The sequence below is a fragment of the Thioalkalivibrio sp. ALE30 genome, from assembly GCF_000377465.1.
In the GTDB taxonomy this organism is placed as follows: Bacteria; Pseudomonadota; Gammaproteobacteria; order Ectothiorhodospirales; family Ectothiorhodospiraceae; genus Thioalkalivibrio.
This window is the reverse complement of record NZ_KB898170.1, coordinates 274,226-291,728: the sequence shown is the minus strand read 5'-3', so window position 1 is coordinate 291,728 and position 17,503 is coordinate 274,226. Positions and strand designations below refer to the sequence as shown.

Annotated in this window: 12 protein-coding genes; 3 read left to right on the top strand and 9 right to left on the bottom strand. The window is 62.9% G+C overall.

Features of this window, described 5'->3' with window-relative positions; all coding sequences use genetic code 11:
* Positions 1–70: 70 nt before the first annotated feature.
* The 3 genes from tviB to D107_RS0106285 all read right to left on the bottom strand — a co-directional run bounded on the left by tviB (position 71) and on the right by D107_RS0106285 (position 4,014).
* Positions 71–1,360, bottom strand: coding sequence for a Vi polysaccharide biosynthesis UDP-N-acetylglucosamine C-6 dehydrogenase TviB (gene tviB, locus D107_RS0106295; protein WP_018881032.1), 1,290 nt, complete (start codon positions 1,358–1,360; stop codon positions 71–73).
* Between the two features lie 101 nt (positions 1,361–1,461).
* On the bottom strand, positions 1,462–2,592 hold the full coding sequence (locus D107_RS0106290) for a hypothetical protein (protein WP_018881031.1): 1,131 nt from the start codon (positions 2,590–2,592) through the stop codon (positions 1,462–1,464).
* 309 nt (positions 2,593–2,901) lie between these two features.
* Positions 2,902–4,014 (bottom strand): sugar-transfer associated ATP-grasp domain-containing protein, encoded by a 1,113-nt coding sequence (locus tag D107_RS0106285; protein WP_018881030.1) that lies wholly within the window; start codon positions 4,012–4,014, stop codon positions 2,902–2,904.
* A 529-nt stretch (positions 4,015–4,543) separates the two neighbouring features.
* On the opposite strand from D107_RS0106285, the gene D107_RS0106275 reads away from it, so the two are divergent.
* Complete coding sequence (locus tag D107_RS0106275; protein WP_018881028.1) at positions 4,544–5,503, top strand: polysaccharide deacetylase family protein; 960 nt, start codon at positions 4,544–4,546, stop codon at positions 5,501–5,503.
* Positions 5,504–5,542: 39 nt separating this feature from the next.
* Here the strand turns inward: D107_RS0106275 and D107_RS0106270 are convergent, their stop codons facing one another.
* From D107_RS0106270 to D107_RS0106260, 3 genes are read right to left on the bottom strand one after another with little or no spacing between them, the layout of a single operon-like run.
* Positions 5,543–6,508, bottom strand: coding sequence for a sulfotransferase (locus D107_RS0106270; RefSeq protein WP_081619365.1), 966 nt, complete (start codon positions 6,506–6,508; stop codon positions 5,543–5,545).
* Positions 6,509–6,566: 58 nt separating this feature from the next.
* Positions 6,567–7,802, bottom strand: coding sequence for a pyridoxal-dependent decarboxylase, exosortase A system-associated (locus D107_RS0106265; protein WP_018880101.1), 1,236 nt, complete (start codon positions 7,800–7,802; stop codon positions 6,567–6,569).
* Positions 7,799–9,370 carry an acyl-CoA ligase (AMP-forming), exosortase A system-associated gene (locus D107_RS0106260; protein ID WP_018881026.1) on the bottom strand — a complete coding sequence of 524 codons (1,572 nt, stop codon included), beginning with the start codon at positions 9,368–9,370 and terminating at the stop codon, positions 7,799–7,801. Before D107_RS0106260 ends, D107_RS0106265 begins: the two co-directional genes overlap by 4 nt.
* 235 nt (positions 9,371–9,605) lie before the next feature.
* On the opposite strand from D107_RS0106260, the gene D107_RS0106255 reads away from it, so the two are divergent.
* Positions 9,606–11,030: a putative O-glycosylation ligase, exosortase A system-associated gene (locus D107_RS0106255; RefSeq protein ID WP_018881025.1), complete on the top strand. Its 1,425-nt coding sequence runs from the start codon at positions 9,606–9,608 to the stop codon at positions 11,028–11,030.
* 7 nt (positions 11,031–11,037) lie between these two features.
* Complete coding sequence (locus D107_RS0106250) at positions 11,038–12,900, top strand: hypothetical protein (RefSeq protein WP_018881024.1); 1,863 nt, start codon at positions 11,038–11,040, stop codon at positions 12,898–12,900.
* Positions 12,901–12,915: 15 nt separating this feature from the next.
* Here D107_RS0106250 and D107_RS0106245 read toward each other — a convergent pair whose 3' ends face one another.
* From D107_RS0106245 to D107_RS0106230, 3 genes are all read right to left on the bottom strand, one after another.
* Positions 12,916–13,917, bottom strand: a complete 1,002-nt coding sequence (locus D107_RS0106245) for a glycosyltransferase family 2 protein (RefSeq protein ID WP_018881023.1) — start codon at positions 13,915–13,917, stop codon at positions 12,916–12,918.
* A 212-nt stretch (positions 13,918–14,129) separates the two neighbouring features.
* Positions 14,130–15,215, bottom strand: coding sequence for a phosphotransferase (locus D107_RS14165; RefSeq protein WP_231373771.1), 1,086 nt, complete (start codon positions 15,213–15,215; stop codon positions 14,130–14,132).
* A 262-nt stretch (positions 15,216–15,477) separates the two neighbouring features.
* On the bottom strand, positions 15,478–17,280 hold the full coding sequence (locus tag D107_RS0106230; RefSeq protein WP_018881020.1) for an ABC transporter ATP-binding protein: 1,803 nt from the start codon (positions 17,278–17,280) through the stop codon (positions 15,478–15,480).
* Positions 17,281–17,503: the final 223 nt, after the last annotated feature.

The window sequence follows — 17,503 nt, the reverse complement described above, 5'->3', positions numbered from 1 at the left end:
GTCGCAAAACCGGGGCGACACCGAACGCGATGGATTCGATGCCTCCCTGCGAGTGCACCCCGAACCGCGGCTACAAGCGCAGGTCGGTCGTCTCCCGCGGGAAGACCGATTTCACGTCGAAGATCACCGACTCCGGGCGTGCCAGCGCCCGGATCGCCTCGATCCCCATCTTCAGGAACTCGCGGTGCGGCACCGCGACAATGATCGCATCGAACTGCCCCGGGGCCGGGGTCTCGGTCACCGGGGTGATGCCGTATTCGTGCTCGGCCTCGGCCGGGTCCACCCAGGGGTCGAAGACGGTTACCTCGGCGTTGTAGCCGGCCAGGGTCGCGTGGATATCGATCACGCGGGTGTTGCGCAGGTCGGGGCAGTTTTCCTTGAAGGTCAGCCCCATCACCAGGATGCGTGCGCCCACCGGATTGATGCCCTTGCGCACCAGGGCCCGCACCGTGTTGTCCGCGATGTGGGCGCCCATGGAGTCATTCACACGCCGCCCGGCCAGGATCATCTCCGGGTGATGCCCCACCGCCTGCGCCTTGTGGGTCAGGTAGTACGGGTCCACGCCGATGCAGTGGCCGCCCACCAGCCCGGGGCGGAACGGCAGGAAGTTCCACTTGGTCCCGGCCGCCTTCAGCACGGCTTCCGTATCCAGCCCCAGGCGCTCGAACAGCAACGCCAGCTCGTTGATCAGCGCGATGTTCACATCACGCTGGGTGTTCTCGATCACCTTGGCGGCCTCGGCCACGCGGATGCTCTCGGCCTTGTGCGTGCCGGCCGTGATGACTCGCGCGTACAGCGCGTCGACGAAGTCGGCCACCTCCGGGGTGGAGCCCGAGGTGACCTTCATGATGGAGGTGACCCCGTGCTCCTTGTCGCCCGGGTTGATGCGCTCGGGGCTGTAGCCAGTAAAGAAATCCTGGTTGTGCACCAGGCCGGACTCCGCTTCGAGGATCGGCACGCAGTCCTCCTCCGTGGCGCCCGGATACACGGTGGACTCGTAGATCACCGTATCGCCCGGCTTGAGCACCCGCCCCACACTGCGGCTGGCCCCGAGCAGCGGTCCGAGGTCGGGGCGCTTGTGCCGGTCGATGGGGGTCGGCACCGTCACCACGAACACGTTGCAGGCCCGCATCGCCTCCAGGTCCGAGGTGTATTCCAGATGCGGCGTGGCCGCCAGCTTGTCCGCCTCCACCTCGCGCGTGCGATCCACCCCGGCCCGCAGCTGTTGCACCCGTTCCGGGTCGATGTCGAACCCGATGGTGGACCAGTGATGTCCGAATTCGACGGCCAGCGGAAGGCCAACGTATCCAAGTCCGATGACCCCAATGGTGACTTCATCCAGCGCGGGAAGCGTATGCATAAGATGTCCGTTCTCGTTGCTCTTCGTCATGCGGCACCCCGGCGGGGGCCGTTCTGTCCCTGGACCGCGTCCAACTCAGGGAAACACGGATCGATGTTTCCCTATTGGCAGGGCGCGCAACCCGGCACGCGCGGCCCGATCCCCTCCACACGCCCCGGATTGGGGCCCGGCGGACCGGCATAGGCTCCCCAGACCGGTCGTTCGCGCAGGCGGCCATTGTAATCGCGATCCGCGCCCGCGATTGCGGGCGAACTCACGCTGTCTCCACGTTCCTGCAAACCGCCCGCGCGCGGGTAGAGATCCAGCTCATCCAGTCCCGCATCCGGTGCCTCCAGATACCGGGCCGCGTCTTCCCGCGGTGCGGTGTAGTTGTGGTCACCGGCGATACCGCCTGAAAGCTGCAGGGGATTCCCGGCAAACACGGCATTGCCCTCCACCACCTGCTCGTATGCCTGGTCGGGCTCGTCCACCCGAATCCCGAACCCGGTCGCCAGGACCGTGTTGTTCACAATGCGGACCTCGCGAGGCAGGTGATTGTGCGGGCGGACCAGCACCGCATCGCCGACATCATTCACGAACAGGTTGTCGTGGATCAGGAGGTTGCCCTCGCCCTGGAACAGTCGCTCGTGCGGGTTCTGGTAGAACAGATTCCCTTCGATGCGATAGCGGTCTTCAGACCCCGGGCCGGTGGGCGGGAAATGCCCCACCAGCAGATTGGGGCGGGCCCGGGCCCCGTCGCTCCCGCGTTCTGCCTTGTTCAGAAAATTGAAGCGAATCCGCGTCTCGCGCGCGCCCGGGTCCTGACCTGGAATCATCTCCCTTTCCGTCTGGTGCTTGATCTGGATGTTGTACCCCAGAGTGCGGTGCACATGATTGTGTTCGATCACGCCACCGACAAATGGGCTGGTGCCATCCGGCTGTCCGAGATACATCCCGGTACCCACATCATGGATCTCGTTGTGCCGGATCACCCAGCCCCAGGCCGGCACACGCGTCGTAATCCCGGTATTGCCCTGCGAACGGTCATAATGGCGGATGGTCAGGTGCGCCAGCGTCACGTGATGCACGCCGTCACCGCGCGCCTCCGCCACCACCCCCGCAACCGGCTCCCCGCCGCCATCCAGCGTCAGATGCCGGATCACCAGATGTTCCGCATCCACCAGGCTGATCGTGTTCTCCCCGCGGCGCCCGCGCAGCACGGCCGGCTCACCCTCCGCTGGCCCGCTGATCACGATGGGCCGCTCCGGCGTCCCGCGCACTCCGTGCAACCGCAGCGAACGCGGATAGTCCCCTGGCTCCAGCCGCAACCAGTCACCAGGCTCAAGCGCAGCCACCGCCACCCGGTAGTCCTCCGGCCCCGCACGCACGACCTGCCCAACAAAAGGCGGAGCATCTGCAACGGAAGGGGGTTCTGCCGCAACCCAAAGGGGATAACTTGCCGCCATGCCAAGAGCGAGCACCCACAGGATGCAACCGATCGGCCAACGGTCGGATACCCGGTACCGCAGTGTTTGCAAGCCCACGTCCAACCTCCGGGCCCGTCAATGTTTCAAGGCGTTGTCCAGCTGACCCCTTAGTTCGCCCCAGGCGTTGTCCGGGTCGAACCAGTAATTACCCTCGATCAACACAGGCCCCTGCGGGGTGATCGCGACATCCCATCCAATAAGACGAATCGGATAGAACGCTTGCGCGGCTGCCAGAGCAAGTCGCCGTGTTTCTTCCCAGTGCGGCAATGTTCTCCCAACCAATTGGGATCCGGTATTGGGGTGGTTTTCTACCTCCTCCAGGCCAATGCCCGAGGGCGATGCGCGGACTACCCGAAGAATCCGGCCGGATAGAAGGTCCAATCGCGCGCGCAGGTTTCCGGTATCCCCGTAGTTGAAGTTGTCGTTATCGGCATTCGTGACCACAGAGCGCCAAAAGGCCGAGATCAATTTCGGGCTGGAGCCGGGACTCGCGGGCATGGCGGTCGCGATCCGTACGGTCTGGACCGTTTCAAGGCCCGTCCAGTCTGCAATGGACGGGTGATTATCAAGCCTGCGTTGCAGGACATAACGCGTCTGCCCTTTGAGCTCACCAAGCAGATCCCCAAGATCAAGGATCCGCTCACCTTCCTGTAACCATCCCTCCACGACCCGAAAGCGGCGAATCCCGGCCCCATACACACCGTTGGCAGGCTTGAGGATCAACTCACGCCCCTCTTCTCTATTGAGGGCGTTCGGCATGTCCTCGCTGGACAAGGGCTCCAGGGAATCCGGGAATCGCACAAGGTCCCGCGAGAGAAACGCGACGGTCTGGGGAACAGGCAACCCCAGTTCATGGCAGTAGCGATAGAAGACCGCCTTGTCTTCCAGCAGGGCGGCGTGCCCAACAGGACTGTGCCTCGCCTGAATCTTCAGCATCTCGCGCTTGCTGACATACTGCTCAAGGGCCCGCCGACCGAGCCCGGGATTCATCAACCCCCAGAGCCTGATCTCGCGCGCCGAGAATCCCCGCGAGGCCAAGTACCGATAGCGGCGGAATGCGCTCGGGAACCGAGCCTTGAAATAGGCCTGTTCGTCCTTCAGGTGACGCCAGGTATCCCGGGCATCGAGGAACCGGCCGCGCAAGCCCGTTCGTAGCCGGCGGGGGCTGAACAGCTTCCTGTAATCCATGGCCCACCCCCTTGAATAGCTCCGGCGGATTGCCCGAAAACGAACCACACGCAAGGAAACGCATGCGCACTGCCCCGGCCCGCCAACCCAACGAGCAATCAGACGCAGGAACGCAACAACCTGATCCTAGACTTACCTAAAGGTGGACCGCTCAACCGGCCTTGTCACGCTCCTTTCCAACCTCGCGATATAACGGGTCATTCACGAAGGGCCGGCATGTTTCTGCAGGCAGGTTAGAGTAAATCTGAAGGAGGGATCTGGACTGGCCACACAGTCCCGCCAGGGACACGAGCAGCGTCCGTCGGCGGCGCCACGACAGCGCCCTGAAGATCCACCAACAGAACACCGCGACAACCATGAAATCTCATCCGCCATGCAAAACCATGCGAGGGGTCGGCGCCCGGCCGAGGTTCATGAAAATTGGCCGGGCGCCGCACAGGCTGGCGCGGGTCAGCCAGGCCAGCGAGCAGACCGCCCCCGTGATCGCCCGGCGGTGCTGCGTCGCGCGCATTCGGACGGTCTAGGCCTCATGCTGCTGCGCTCGCTGCTGTCCCTGATGTCGCCTGGTGGCTCCCGGGGGCGTCTGTCCATCCTGATCTACCACCGCGTACTGCCGGAGCCCGACCCGCTGCTGGATGGCGATCCGCACGCCGATGACTTCCGCTGGCAAATGCGCCTGCTCGCCCGCCACATGAACCCATTACCGCTGGCCGAGGCCGTCGAACGCCTGCAAAACCACACCCTGCCGCCACGGGCCGTATGCGTGACCTTTGACGACGGCTATGCCGACAATGCCGAGGTGGCGCTGCCGTTACTGCAAGAGGAGGGCGTGCCAGCCACGTTTTTCATTGCCACCGGCTATCTCGATGGCGGCCGGATGTTCAACGACACCCTGATCGAGACGGTGCGCCGCCTGCCGAAAAATGCGGACATGAGCCCGGAAGGCCTCGGGGAGTGGGCGCTGGAGACCCACCAGGACCGCCTGAAACTGATCCACGCGCTGATCGGCCGCTTCAAGTACCAGCCCGCCGAACAGCGCCGAGCCGGTACCGAGGCCCTGGCCGCGCGTTTTGGCCTGCAACTGCCGGACAACCTGATGATGAGCGGCCAGCAGGTGCGCGAACTCGCGGACGCGGGTATGGAAATCGGCGGCCATACCGCCACCCATCCCATCCTGACCGAGGTGGACGCAGCCACCGCCCGCGCCGAGATCCAGAAGGGCCGGGAAGACCTCGAGGCCCTGCTCGGGCGGGCACCACGCCTGTTTGCCTACCCCAACGGACGCCCGAACAAGGACTACGCCGCCGAACATGTGCAGATCGCGCGCGATTGCGGCTTCGAGGCCGCCGTGTCCACCGCGCCGGGCGCCGCGCGTCTCGATTCCGATCTCTTCCAGCTCCCGCGCTTCACCCCCTGGGATCGCACCCCCCTGCGCTTCGGCCTGCGCCTGGCCCGCAACCTCACGGGGCCGAGAGAAGTACGCGCTTGAGGCGACACCGATCAGTCTGGCCAGCGTTCCGCAAATGGCTCAAAGAAACCACTTGCCCACCAATGAGGGCGTGACGACCTCTTCGATCCAGGACACTTGCTGCTCCGTCAGTTCCTCGCGCCATTTGGCGATCTGAGCCTCCGGCGCCCGCTGCACGTCGAAGTAACCGGACTGGCCGCAACGAGAGGTCAGCGACTGAACAAACCCAGCCGTTTGTTCATTCCAGTCAAGCCCTGCGTGGGCAAAGATCTTTCTGGTTTCCGCCTCGGTGGACCGGGACAACGCCTCATGAGTCACACACATGTAGGCCTCGTGGGTTTCGAGTGATCGGTAAACGAATTCGTTAACCGCCATCCACTCAAAGGCCAACTGCTTCTCGATAGGCCAGCTCTTGACCTCCTCTCGTTGCCACGCCCACTGGTCCGCATAGCCCGCGTCGAACAGGCTGTTGATGTAGACCCGAGAGTCCATAAGGCCCCTGTCGGCTCCGCGCAGTCTGGATGCAATGACCCCAGCCGGATGGCGAACGATATGCACAAGCCGCACACGGGGCAGCGCATCCGCAAACAGCGGTGCCCGCGCCACCGAATTCACGCTTTTGATGACAGTCACCACGTTATCGGGGGCACCCCGGCCAACCATGTCCCCGACGGTGTCTCGTTTCTGTGCGATCCCCAGCCGGTCCAGCAGGCGAGCGGCCGCAACATTGAGCCGGTAAGCGGCCTCTCTCGGGCTGGACCGGTAAGACTTGCGGAAGAAGGGCTCCTTGCCGCTGACCTTAAGCGCCCGGACATTCTCCAACCGCCTTAAATATTCGCCCGCCAGACGCAGACAACGTTGCCGATCGTCCGGCCCGGGAAGAAACGGGATTGACCTGTCGACAAGTGCCCAGTCCGGTTCGTGTCGATACAGAACACGGGGGTGACTGTCGAGAAGTTTGGCCAGGAATGTCGTGCCGGAACGCCCGCTGCCCACGACAACGATTGGAGAAAACCGCTGGCTCATGGGCGTTCACCGGCCTCGGCCTGCCTGCTCGGGTCGAGGGCAGCGATCGGTTGCTTGTTCACACCAGGATCTCCACCGGTTCCGGATGGCTCAAAAAGCGCGTCGGGCTGGCGGTGTAGCCGTAGGCACCCGACTGGAAGACCACGATCAGATCGCCCACATCGGCGCGCGCCAGCTCCATCTGCTGGGCCAGCACGTCCAGCGGGGTACACAGCGGGCCGACCACGTTCACGAGCTCACGCTCGTGGCCATGCACCCGGTTGCCCACCACCACCGGATAGTTCTTGCGGATCACCTGGCCGAAGTTGCCGGAGGCAGCCAGGTGGTGGTGCAGCCCGCCGTTCGTGACCAGAAAGACCTGACCACGGGACTCCTTGCGGTCCAGCACCTCGGCCACGTAGATGCCGGCCTCGCCGACGAGATAGCGACCCAGCTCCAGCATGATCTCCGCATCCGGCAGCGCCTCGCGCACCGCAGGCAGGCGGTTTTCCAGATGATCGGCGATGGGGCCCAGGTCCAGAGGCTGGTCGCCGGGAAAATACGGGATGCCGAAACCGCCGCCGATATTCAGCATCTCGACCGGCCCCGGTGCCGACTCGGCCAGGCGCAGGGCGAGATCGAAGGTATGCCCCTGCGCCTCGACCAGGGTTTCCGGGCGCAGGTTCTGTGAGCCGGAAAAGATGTGAAACCCGCGGAAGTGCAGGCCCAGCTCGCCGATACGGGTCAGCAGCTCGGGCACACGCTCGGCATCCACGCCGAAGGCCTTGGGCCCGCCGCTCATGCGCATGCCGGAGCTTTTCAGCTCGAAATCCGGGTTCACCCGGACGGCCACGTGCGCCTGCCGACCCGTGCGTTCTGCAATGGCCCCGAGCCGCTCCAGTTCGGTCGGCGATTCCAGGTTGATGGTGATCCCGGCCGCCACCGCCGCCTCCAGCTCTGGTATCGCCTTGCCGGGACCCGCAAAGCTGATATCCCCCGGCGCCGTGCCGGTATCCAGTGCCACCTGCATCTCGCGGCTGGAGGCCACATCGAGCCCATCCACCAAGCCAGCCATGTGCTGCACAACCGCCGGCATCGGGTTCGCCTTGATCGCATAGTGCAGCGACAGCCCCTGCGGCAGTCCCGCGCGCAACTGCGCAACCCGTTCGGTCATAGCCTCCCGGCTGTAGGCATAGAAGGGTGTCTGGCCGACTCGGGCCGCCAGCTCCATCAGCGACTGCCCGCCAAGTTCCAGGCAGTCGTCCACCACCCGGAACGGATGCAGCGCACAGTGCTCGGGGCGGGTATCACTCATGCCGGCACCCCCTCCCGGAACAGGTCTCCGAACTCGGCGGCCAGCGCCTTGCGATCGATCTTGCCGTTGGCGTTGCGCGGCAGCGGCTCGGTGCGCAGCCCCACATGCGCCGGCAACATGAACCCCGGCAGGCCGGGGCGCAGCGCATCGATCAGGGTCTCCGGGCTCAGATCCGGCTGCTGCGGCAGGGCCACCAGTACGATGGCCTGCCCCAGCGTCGGATGCTCCACCCCGAGCGCGGCGACCTCGGCCACCAGCCCGGAGGCATAGGCCGCCTCTTCCACCTCGTTGGGGCTCACGCGATAGCCGGAGGTCTTGATCATCTCGTCGCGCCGCCCCACGAAATAGAGAAAGCCATCCTCATCCATGCGCACGGTGTCGCCGGACCACACCGCTATCTCGGGCAACGGCACGCCAGGCGGCTGCCCGGGTGCGGGCCGAAACCGCTCCGCCGTGCGCTCGGGGTCGTTCCAGTACCCCATGGCGACCAGCGCGCCACGATGCACGAGTTCACCCGGCTCGCCCGGCGCACAGGGGCTGCCATCCGGCCGCACCACCTGGATCTCCGCATTGGGGATCGCCCGGCCCATGGACCCCGGACGCCGATCCAGTTCCTTGGGTGGAAGGTAAGTAGAGCGAAACGCCTCGGTCAGGCCATACATCAAATAGCAGTCGGTGCCGGGCAGTGCGGCTCGCAGGGCCGACAGCGTCTCCTTCGGCATCGCGCCACCGGAGTTGGTGAGATAGCGCAACTTCTCCCGCGCCGCCTCGGGCCATTCCAGACGCGCAAGCTGAATCCAGAGCGGAGGCACGGCCGCCAGCCCCGTGATGCCGTAACGCTCCACCGCCCGAATCACGTCGCGCGGGAGCAGGTAGTTCAGCAACACGGCCTGGGCCCCGGTGCGAAACGCCGTGGTCAACTGGCTCAGGCCGTAGTCGAAGCTGAACGGCAGCACGGCGAGGAGACGATCCTCGGGCCGGTTCTCCAGATAGGTCGCAACGCTTTGCGCCCCCGCGACCATGTTGCGATGCGAGAGCACAACCCCCTTGGGACGTCCGGTACTCCCGGAGGTGTAGAGGATCGCCGCCATGTCCGTATCGATCACCCGGTGCGGGCGCAAGCCGTCACGCTCCGGCGCGGCATCCCAGGCATCCACTCGGACATGCCCGACCTCGGCATCGCCCGAGTCCTGGCTCGGCTCCCGCCCCACCAGCAGCACCGTGTGCAGATCAGGGCAGCCGGCGAGGACCGGACTCAGCGCCGAAAGGCGGTCCGCTGAGGTAACGAGGATGCGCACATTGCAGTCGCGCAGGATGTGCGCCACCTGCTCCGCCTTGAGCAACGGGTTCACCGGCACGAAGACGCCGCCGGCCCGGCTGGCGCCGAACAGGGCGTGCACCGTCTCCGGACGCTTGTCGAGGTAGACCGCCACCCGTTCCTGACGCCCCAGACCGCACCCCAGAAGGCGCCGGGCGGCTCGATCGATACTGGCCGCAACTGTCGCGTAGTCCTCGCCCTCGTCCCGATAGCGCAGGGCCGGGGCGGCCGCTGCGCTATCGGCTTGCATCCATACGGAATCGTGCACAAGAAAGGACATCTCGGCGCCCGGGGCTATCGGAAACTGACGGCTCGATCATACCCCAGGCACTAGCCGCTTCCGGCCGCGGCCCGGGCGCACCGTTAGTAGCCCGTTCGTCGGCCCGGGGTTACACGGGAGCGGCCGCGTGTAACATGCGACGAAACGGGCCATGAGCCAGCCCCTATCGCCTGAACCAGCCACAGCGGCGCGAGGTTCGAACTGCATGCGTGACTACCTGCTCGCCCTGATCGTCGTCGTGCTCGTGCCCCTGATCGTGCGCTACGCGTGGATCGGCATCCTGGCCTGGTTCTGGGTCGGGCTCTTTGCGCCCCAGTGGAATACATGGACCTTCATGCGCGGCGCACCGCTGGCGCAGTACGTGGGCGGGGCAACCCTCATCGCGCTGTTCCTCACAAAAGACCGGAAGCCGATCCCGCTCACCCGCGAGACGGTCATGCTTTTTGTGCTGGCAGGCTACCTTGCAATGACCAGCTACTTTGCGGTCAATTCCAGCGGGGCGTGGGACTTCTGGATCCACTTCATGAAGATCCTGCTGATCACCTTCATTACCCCCATGTTGATCTACGGCGAGCGCCGAGTCGTGTGGCTCCTGCTGGTCATCACCGCATCCATCGCCTTTTACGGTTTCAAGGGCGGGCTTTTCGCGATCCAGACTGGCGGAGCCCACCACGTACTCGGGCCTTCCGGGTCTTACCTCTCCGGTAACACCTATATCGGCCTGGCGATGCTCATGATCCTGCCGCTGATCCTGGCCACTGCCCGCATGTTTGATCGACGATGGGCAGCCGACCTCGGAATCGAACTTCTCAACCGCTTCTCTCGCCCCATCGGATGGTTCGTCTACGCCGTCTTCTGGCTAACAGCGATCGCAATCCTCGCGACCTATTCTCGTGGGGCCTTCGTGGGCCTGTTAGCGATAGCGCCGTTCCTGTTCTGGCACATGCAGAAAAAGGGTCTGATGCTCCTGGCCGGGGTCATTCTGGTTGCTGTTGTGGGTGTCACCGCACCAGAACCTCTGGTCGAGCGATGGCAGACGATCCAGGCCTACGAGGAAGACAACTCTGCGATGATGCGCATCCAGTCCTGGGGGGTGGCCTGGAACATTGCTATGGAAAACCCCGTGACTGGCGCGGGGTTTCGTTCGCATCACCTCGGATACGATTGGTACATCTCCTATGCGAACTTCGAGGGCGTATGGCGGCACGCATTGTCGCCCCACAGTGTCTACTTTGGCCTAATGCAGGAACACGGCTTTGTGGGCCTGGGACTGTTTTTGACTCTAATGGCTTTCACCTTCATGACGTTCAATCGAATCCGGCGCACCGCGCGGTACCGCACAGGACAGACGTGGCTGGCTGAATATGCCTGGGCGCTGCAGGTTGGCCTCCTCGGATACCTGATTGCCGGCACCTTCCTTGATGTGACGTATTTCAATCTCCTTTACGCTTTTGTTGCCTTGGCTGTGATTATGCGCCGGGAACTTGAAACGGCCCCACATCCCACCACCGCTCCAGTCACCGATAAGCCCGCCCAGCCACAACCGAACTCCCAATCGGAGCAGATCGGAGCCGACAAGGACACGGTCATGTCCGGCACCCTGATGGGGCCATCGTCATCCCGAAACTGATTCGGTTGTGGATGACGCCCTGATGGAGGCCTTCCCGATCAACGCCCCCTTTACCCAGACGACGGCCGCACTGGACCAATGCATCGGTAACCTGACCGGCGCGCTGCTTGCCAACACCCAGCCCGGGGTGGGCCTCTACGATCCAGTGGACGAGGCCCCTACGCCCGGGGACCACTACGGACAAACCGCCGCCTCGCTGGCACTCGCCATCCAGGAGGGCCCCGATTCCGGGTTTTGGCACCGCCCCCTGGATGCATGGGAGGCCCTGCCTGAGGACCAGAGAGGGCACGCCCCCTTCAACCGATTCCTCCTGAATGTGCTCGCAGAGTATCTCGAGCAATCCGGCGCATCCCCAGGCGAGGTCTTTCACATTCGACGCCTGGCGCAACGGTGCAAGCTTTCCCGCGGATATCCCTCCAACAACTGGACCCTGCTGGCCCGGTTATGCGAACTACAGGAAGCCAGCGGCAACGCCAGAATCCGCGCACATGCGCGCCTGCGGGGGCTCTTTGATCGCTGGGTCACGCCTTCTGGTGCATTCGTCGATTACCCAGCCCGCCCCGGCATACCGGAACGCGGGGCGACACCCACGGCCTACCACCACAAGGCGCTTTTCGTCGCCGTCACAGCCGCCGAGCTTGGCGAGTCGGAGACGTGGCAACCGACAATCGAACGCCTGCTGAAATGGAGCCTGCACGTGTGGGATGGCCACGGCCATGTCGGCGGCCTCGGCCGGAGTAGCCACGCCCTATTCGGTGACGCCTGCCTGATGGCAAGTTTGATCCTGCTGGGTGCAAGCCAATCGCAGGCCCAAGACACTCCCCCCGGCCGGATGTTGCACAGCATTCTGCAACGCTTGCAGGAACAGACCCGTCCAGACGGCTTCATCGCGCTAAACCCAGCCGACCGGAAAACGCCCGGTACAGGCTGGGACACCTACATGCACCTATCGGTGTACAACGCCTGGGCGGCCGCCATCATCACCTGGGCCAAGGACCGGACCACACGCGCAGACCGCGCTCCCGTTCCCACCGAGCTACGGGCACTCGAACCTTCTGTCACGGACAAACCGCATGCGGTACCGTTTCGTGTCGGCGCCCCTGGTAAAGCCTTCTTCCTTATTTCCGGTTGCGGCCAACCACCTCAGGCCTTCAGCCGAAGCGAAGTGGAGCTGCGCTATGCCGGGGGCATGCCGCTGCATGCCGCCTGGCAGGGTCTCCCTTTGTGCCCAGCACCCGTCCGGATTTCCAGGCAAGCGCTGGAGGCAAATGCGGCCCTGGCTGGGTGGACGCCGGTCTTTGAAGCCCAGGGCATCCTGTTCGGGCTGACCGATTTCGACTCGTGCGAGATCAAGCGCGGCGACCGAATCGTACGGATCAGCCTGTCAGGCCACCCCCGGGCGCTCGTGCGCCCTGCAACCAGCGGCCTGGGCCCACGCGCGCTGGCCGCGCTGGACTGGCGACTGCTGGGCGGTGCGCTGGGTCGCCGAGCCGCTCTGCGCCGCCCCAAGCTCGCCCACATCAGGGGACATCTCGAATGGACCATCCACCTTGACCTGCCGCGCATCGAACAAACGCTGAACCTGGAGCATCGCGGCGAACCGGGCATACGCTACCTGAATCCCGGCGGCCACGCGGTCACTGGCACTGCCACCTCAGAATGCTCATTTCTGGCGGAATCCGGGCATACCGAACAGGGGCAGACACCACCCCCCGATGCCTGGCTAGAGACACCGCTGCCATCCGCAACGGCTGGCGCCATCGGTCGGAGCCGGCCTCCAATTGAACTGCCCCTGGGTCAGTACCACGCGGAGCTCATCGTCACATGGACGGCCCTGGCGAGCCAGGTAACGCGCCAACCCGACCGGTAACCGCTCTTGTCCGTCCTATGGCCGGTCACCACGATTCATCAGACGGTCCGTCATCAGCCGCAGCATATTCGGCGCCACCAGCAACGCGCCGACAGGATCATTACGAAACGTCTTGATGACGACGGACCAATCCAAGCGCTTGCCCTGCCGCAACTGATGCAGCACTCCGGCCAAAAACCCTCGGCGCGATTTGCCGAGCTGGGCACGCACTAAAGCCTTCTGCCGGGCGCTCAGTGGAATCTCGTCCAGGATCATCTGCGACAGCGCAACGTAGTTGCCGGCAAGTCCCAGATACCCCTCCGTATTCCAGCCTGACTTGTCGAAGATATTCACCCCTTCCCCCTCGTCCGCGTAAACGCGTGGCGAGAAGGCGACACGATCCAAGCGCGCAGCCAATCGGAGCTTGAACAACCGATCTTCGCCCTGGATCAGGTTTTCTGGGAAACGTACGTCCGGAAATCGATCCACACGATAGGCCATTGTATTCGGACCAATGACATTACTGCGCCGGACCACAAGATCGAAAAAATCCCCGACGAACTCATAGAGATCGTATTCCGACTGTATCTGTCGGTGTTGGCCGAGCTGTATGTTTTCGGCATCCGATCGCCCCCAATGGAACCGGGTACCCGGAACCCTTCCCCTCTGACTATCGCCAATAAAGAGGTCGTAGCCCTGTTCCAGTGCGCGGACCGCATCCTCCAGAAATGGCCCGGTCCACTGATCATCGGAGTCCAGAAAGGTCACGAACGGTGTGCCGCTCACATGATCCAGGCCTGCATTCCGTGCCGCCGCGGGCCCCGCATTCTGCTGATGGACAATGCTAACTGCCCCACCATCCTCCAAATCCCCAATCTCGTCTTCTGCCGGAAGGGGCGAGCCATCATCCACGACGAAAACCCGGACCCTCATACCGCCCCTCGCTTCCAACACGGACTGCACGCACTGCCGTAACAGCCCCGCCTCTCGCTGGAAGTACGGAATCACGACCGCTACCCGCCATCTGTCACTCACCACGCTGCCCTTCTCCTTGTAACGAGGTTCCGCTTCCCCAGCGGCATACCCTGTAATCGTCACTCCCAACCAGCCGGGACCTGAGAACTAGGCTTTGAAAACTAACTCAGCAGCCGCTCCCGCCCAATCAAGAGAAATGTGTGAGAGGTGCCGCGAGAGACGTATACGCTTCCAGCACGCCACACCTACCGAATCCTCGAGCCACGCTTGGCGATCTAGGCTTGCACCAAATTTTTCGCCTCTTGGATTAGCTTGCGAGCATGCTTCCTCCGCTCCAGCTGCCGCAATGGGTTTGCGTCACCCCGACCACTGAAACCTAGGATCCGAGAGGCAATCAAAGCGAAACGAATTGCTTTGAACTCGGGAGCGTGACGCCAAGATTCATCAGAAGAAGATGGGGCCCCATAACCTTGGAGGAATTCCCGAACCAAGGTTTTGTGAAGCGAACTACGAAAAGCACGCCGAGCGAAGAAGGTTTCAGTCTGAAACACGAAATACCCGACATCAAGGAGCGGCGAACCGAAGCCGTTACTGGACAAGTCGAGTCCGGTCATGCTGTCTTTTGCGGAGAGCAGATTACCCGGATAGAAATCCCCGTGAATGATGGAATTAGGGCGATCGCTTTTGGCCACCACCTGTAGATTCGATGCGCCTTTCTCAAGGTGCTTCATGTCGGCCAATGAAAAATCGAGGGTACCTTGAGCCTGCGCCTCGGTGAGCCGCATGACGGCTTGTTCCAGTAGAAACGCCAGGGTCTTGACAGGAACGGGTTCCTGAGTTTCGTGCTGCGAGGGGCGAAAGTCTTGCGTAATCACCTGGAAATGGCGAAGCCATTCGCCTGCCCGGAAAAAGGCCTCTTCGAGGTCGCCGACGAACACAGGTCTCCACGGAACGAGCGGGATGGTTTTCAAGCTGTCTTGAAGTCGATTTCCGGGTTCGTGTCTGGTTACGATAGTCCCCGTCTCCGGTATGCTCATAACCACGCTGGGAACCCGAAAACGTGGATCTCTGTGGGGGCTGGCGAGAAAGTATTCGGAGATCGCCGCATCTCGCAGTGTTTGCCTTGCCTTCCAAGACTCGATACCGCTTGGGCCTTTTAAGGTCTTGATCCATAGATCAACTTCTTGGCGCGCCACCTGGACCCGAACATGATGAACGGATGAGCTCGGCCGGGACGCGACCCGGAGAGGCGCGATAGATTGTATTTCTTGTTCGAAATGATTCTGAAGCTGGATATAGACATCGCTCGGCGCGTTATCGTGCGCGATCGGAAAGGCTTTGTTCGGTGGTACGTTGGTCATAGAGTCGCCTGTCCCAGGTTTTTCGTGCTCAAGTAAAGGCCAGAGACGGGCATCGCCCTCCAAAGGAAGAGTTGGCGGGGCCGATTACGTCCGGGGAAAAGAGGCAGAAAACGGCGCCACAGGAAAACGCGCGGCTTGCGAATACGGAGCCAACTGTGGGGGCGTGCGAGAATGTGGTCAGGCAGGACCAGAGACTTAGGGGCACGAAACGCCACTCGGATGACTTCAGGTTCTCTCGGCGTAGTCATCTCGAAGCCGCGCGCTATGAGGAGCCGGCAGCTAGACGCCGGAAGGGTACACTCCGGTCCGAGAGTTCTTCGTAGGTGCCACAATCCGCCAAAGCACCCTGTTCCAGGACGTAGATTCGCGAGCAGGGACGTACTGTGGTCAGGCGGTGCGCGATCAGGATGATGGTCTTTTCACCGGATAGATTGTGCAGAGCTTCCATCACGGCATGCTCCGTCGCGTTGTCGAGAGCACTGGTCGCTTCGTCGAAAAAGAGTACGGCAGGATCGCGATACAAGGCTCTGGCAATGCCGATACGCTGGCGCTGACCACCCGAGAGCCGCGTGCCGCGTTCACCAATGACCGTATTATAGCCAGCCGGCAAATCGCGGGTTACGAATTCGTGCACGTTAGCCAGACGAGCGGCCTTTTCCACGGCGGCGTGATCGATCTTGTCTTCCGGCACCCCCAGAGCGATATTGCTGGTCACGGTCTGGTCCGCCAAAAAAATGTGTTGCGGCACATAACCGACAGCCGCTTGCCAGTTGCGGATATTCTCCCGAGTAAGGGGTTGGCCGTCGATCTGAACGGTGCCTGCCTGGGGCTCGAGCAATCCCAAGAGCAGGTCGACCAGCGTGCTCTTACCCGCTCCGGACGAACCGACAATGCCCACCGTCGTTTGAGCCGGAATCTCCAGCGAGACTCCATCCAGTGCGGGGCGCGCATGCCCCGGATAGTGATAGGTGACATCGACCACCTTGGTCGAACGCTCTGGAACGAGGGGCTCCGGCTGCTCATTGCGCGCAAGCAAAGGGGTGCTCTCCGGACGCGGGCCCAAGTCCTTGAGAATGTTGTCTACGGCGGCCGCACTGAAGCGCAATGATGCCACCTGCTGAAAAATCTTTTGGAAGGCAGGGATCAGTTGGCGTCCAGCAAGAGCATATAGGCCAATGATCGGCAAGGCTTGGGCCAAGCCGCCTTCGCCCGCCATCAGAACGAGAATGAGCAATAGCACCCCGCCGAAGGCGATGGCCTCAATGGCGTATTGGGGTAGATCCTTAAGCAAGGCGGCATTCGCCTGATGGCTCGCAAAGCGCTTGGAAGGCTGGCGATAACGCTCCAGATAATCGCGCTCCCGACCAAGAAGGCGAATCTCCTTGGCCCCTGCAAACGCTTCCGCGGCGGCCGTGAAGCGTTCGCGGTTCGCCTCGACGCGGTCTTCCCCAATGCGGTTTAACCAAGTACGCGCAACGATGTAAATGGCTGCGTAAACACCGCCTAGGCTGACAGCCACAATCAAGGCGAGCCATGGTTGCGCGACGACCAACAAAGCAATGATAAAAAGAGCCAGTAGTACCTGGCTTATCAGCCGCAACATGGGCATCAGTGCCCCATTGATGGCCTGGGTCGTCTCCTGCAGGACGGTCTTGGCAAGGTCGCCAGAATTGCGGTTGAGGAAAAACGTGAACGGCCGGCTAAGGTAGTCGCCCATCAGTCGCCGCGAAAGCTCGTACTGCTGCATGTGGGTGAACCGCGTGATGGCCCACTGGTTCAGAGCCTGGAGCGCGGTCCCACTCACGAAGAGCACAAATGCCGCCACCCCCAGGAAGTAGAGAAAGCTGCCGGTGGACTCGAAGCCAAGCCATTCGTAGGCGAGGCGCAGCATCTCGTTGTCGTGGACCATGTTCGGGTCGGACAGCACCGCCAGGAACGGCATAACCGACGCAATGCCCGCAGTCTGCAGAAAGGCCGTGACGATCATGAGACCCACCAGCAGCCCGACTTTCCCGCGATCGCGGGGGTCAAGCAGGGCGTTCAGCTTGCGTAGGGTTTCCAGCATGATTTCACCGACCCGGAATCCTTCACACGACGGGCCTTGCCTCGGCCCTGTAGTAACCGCAATCAGGCGGCCGTTAACCCGGCCTTTCGGCCTGCATCTCGTCCGGATTGTACGAGATGCATAGGTCGCCGGTGCTCTAATGCACGCACCGCGAAGGCGCACGGGCTTGTCGGGCTGAACCGACTGCCGAACCAACCCCATTGGACGCCCCCAAAAGCCGCGT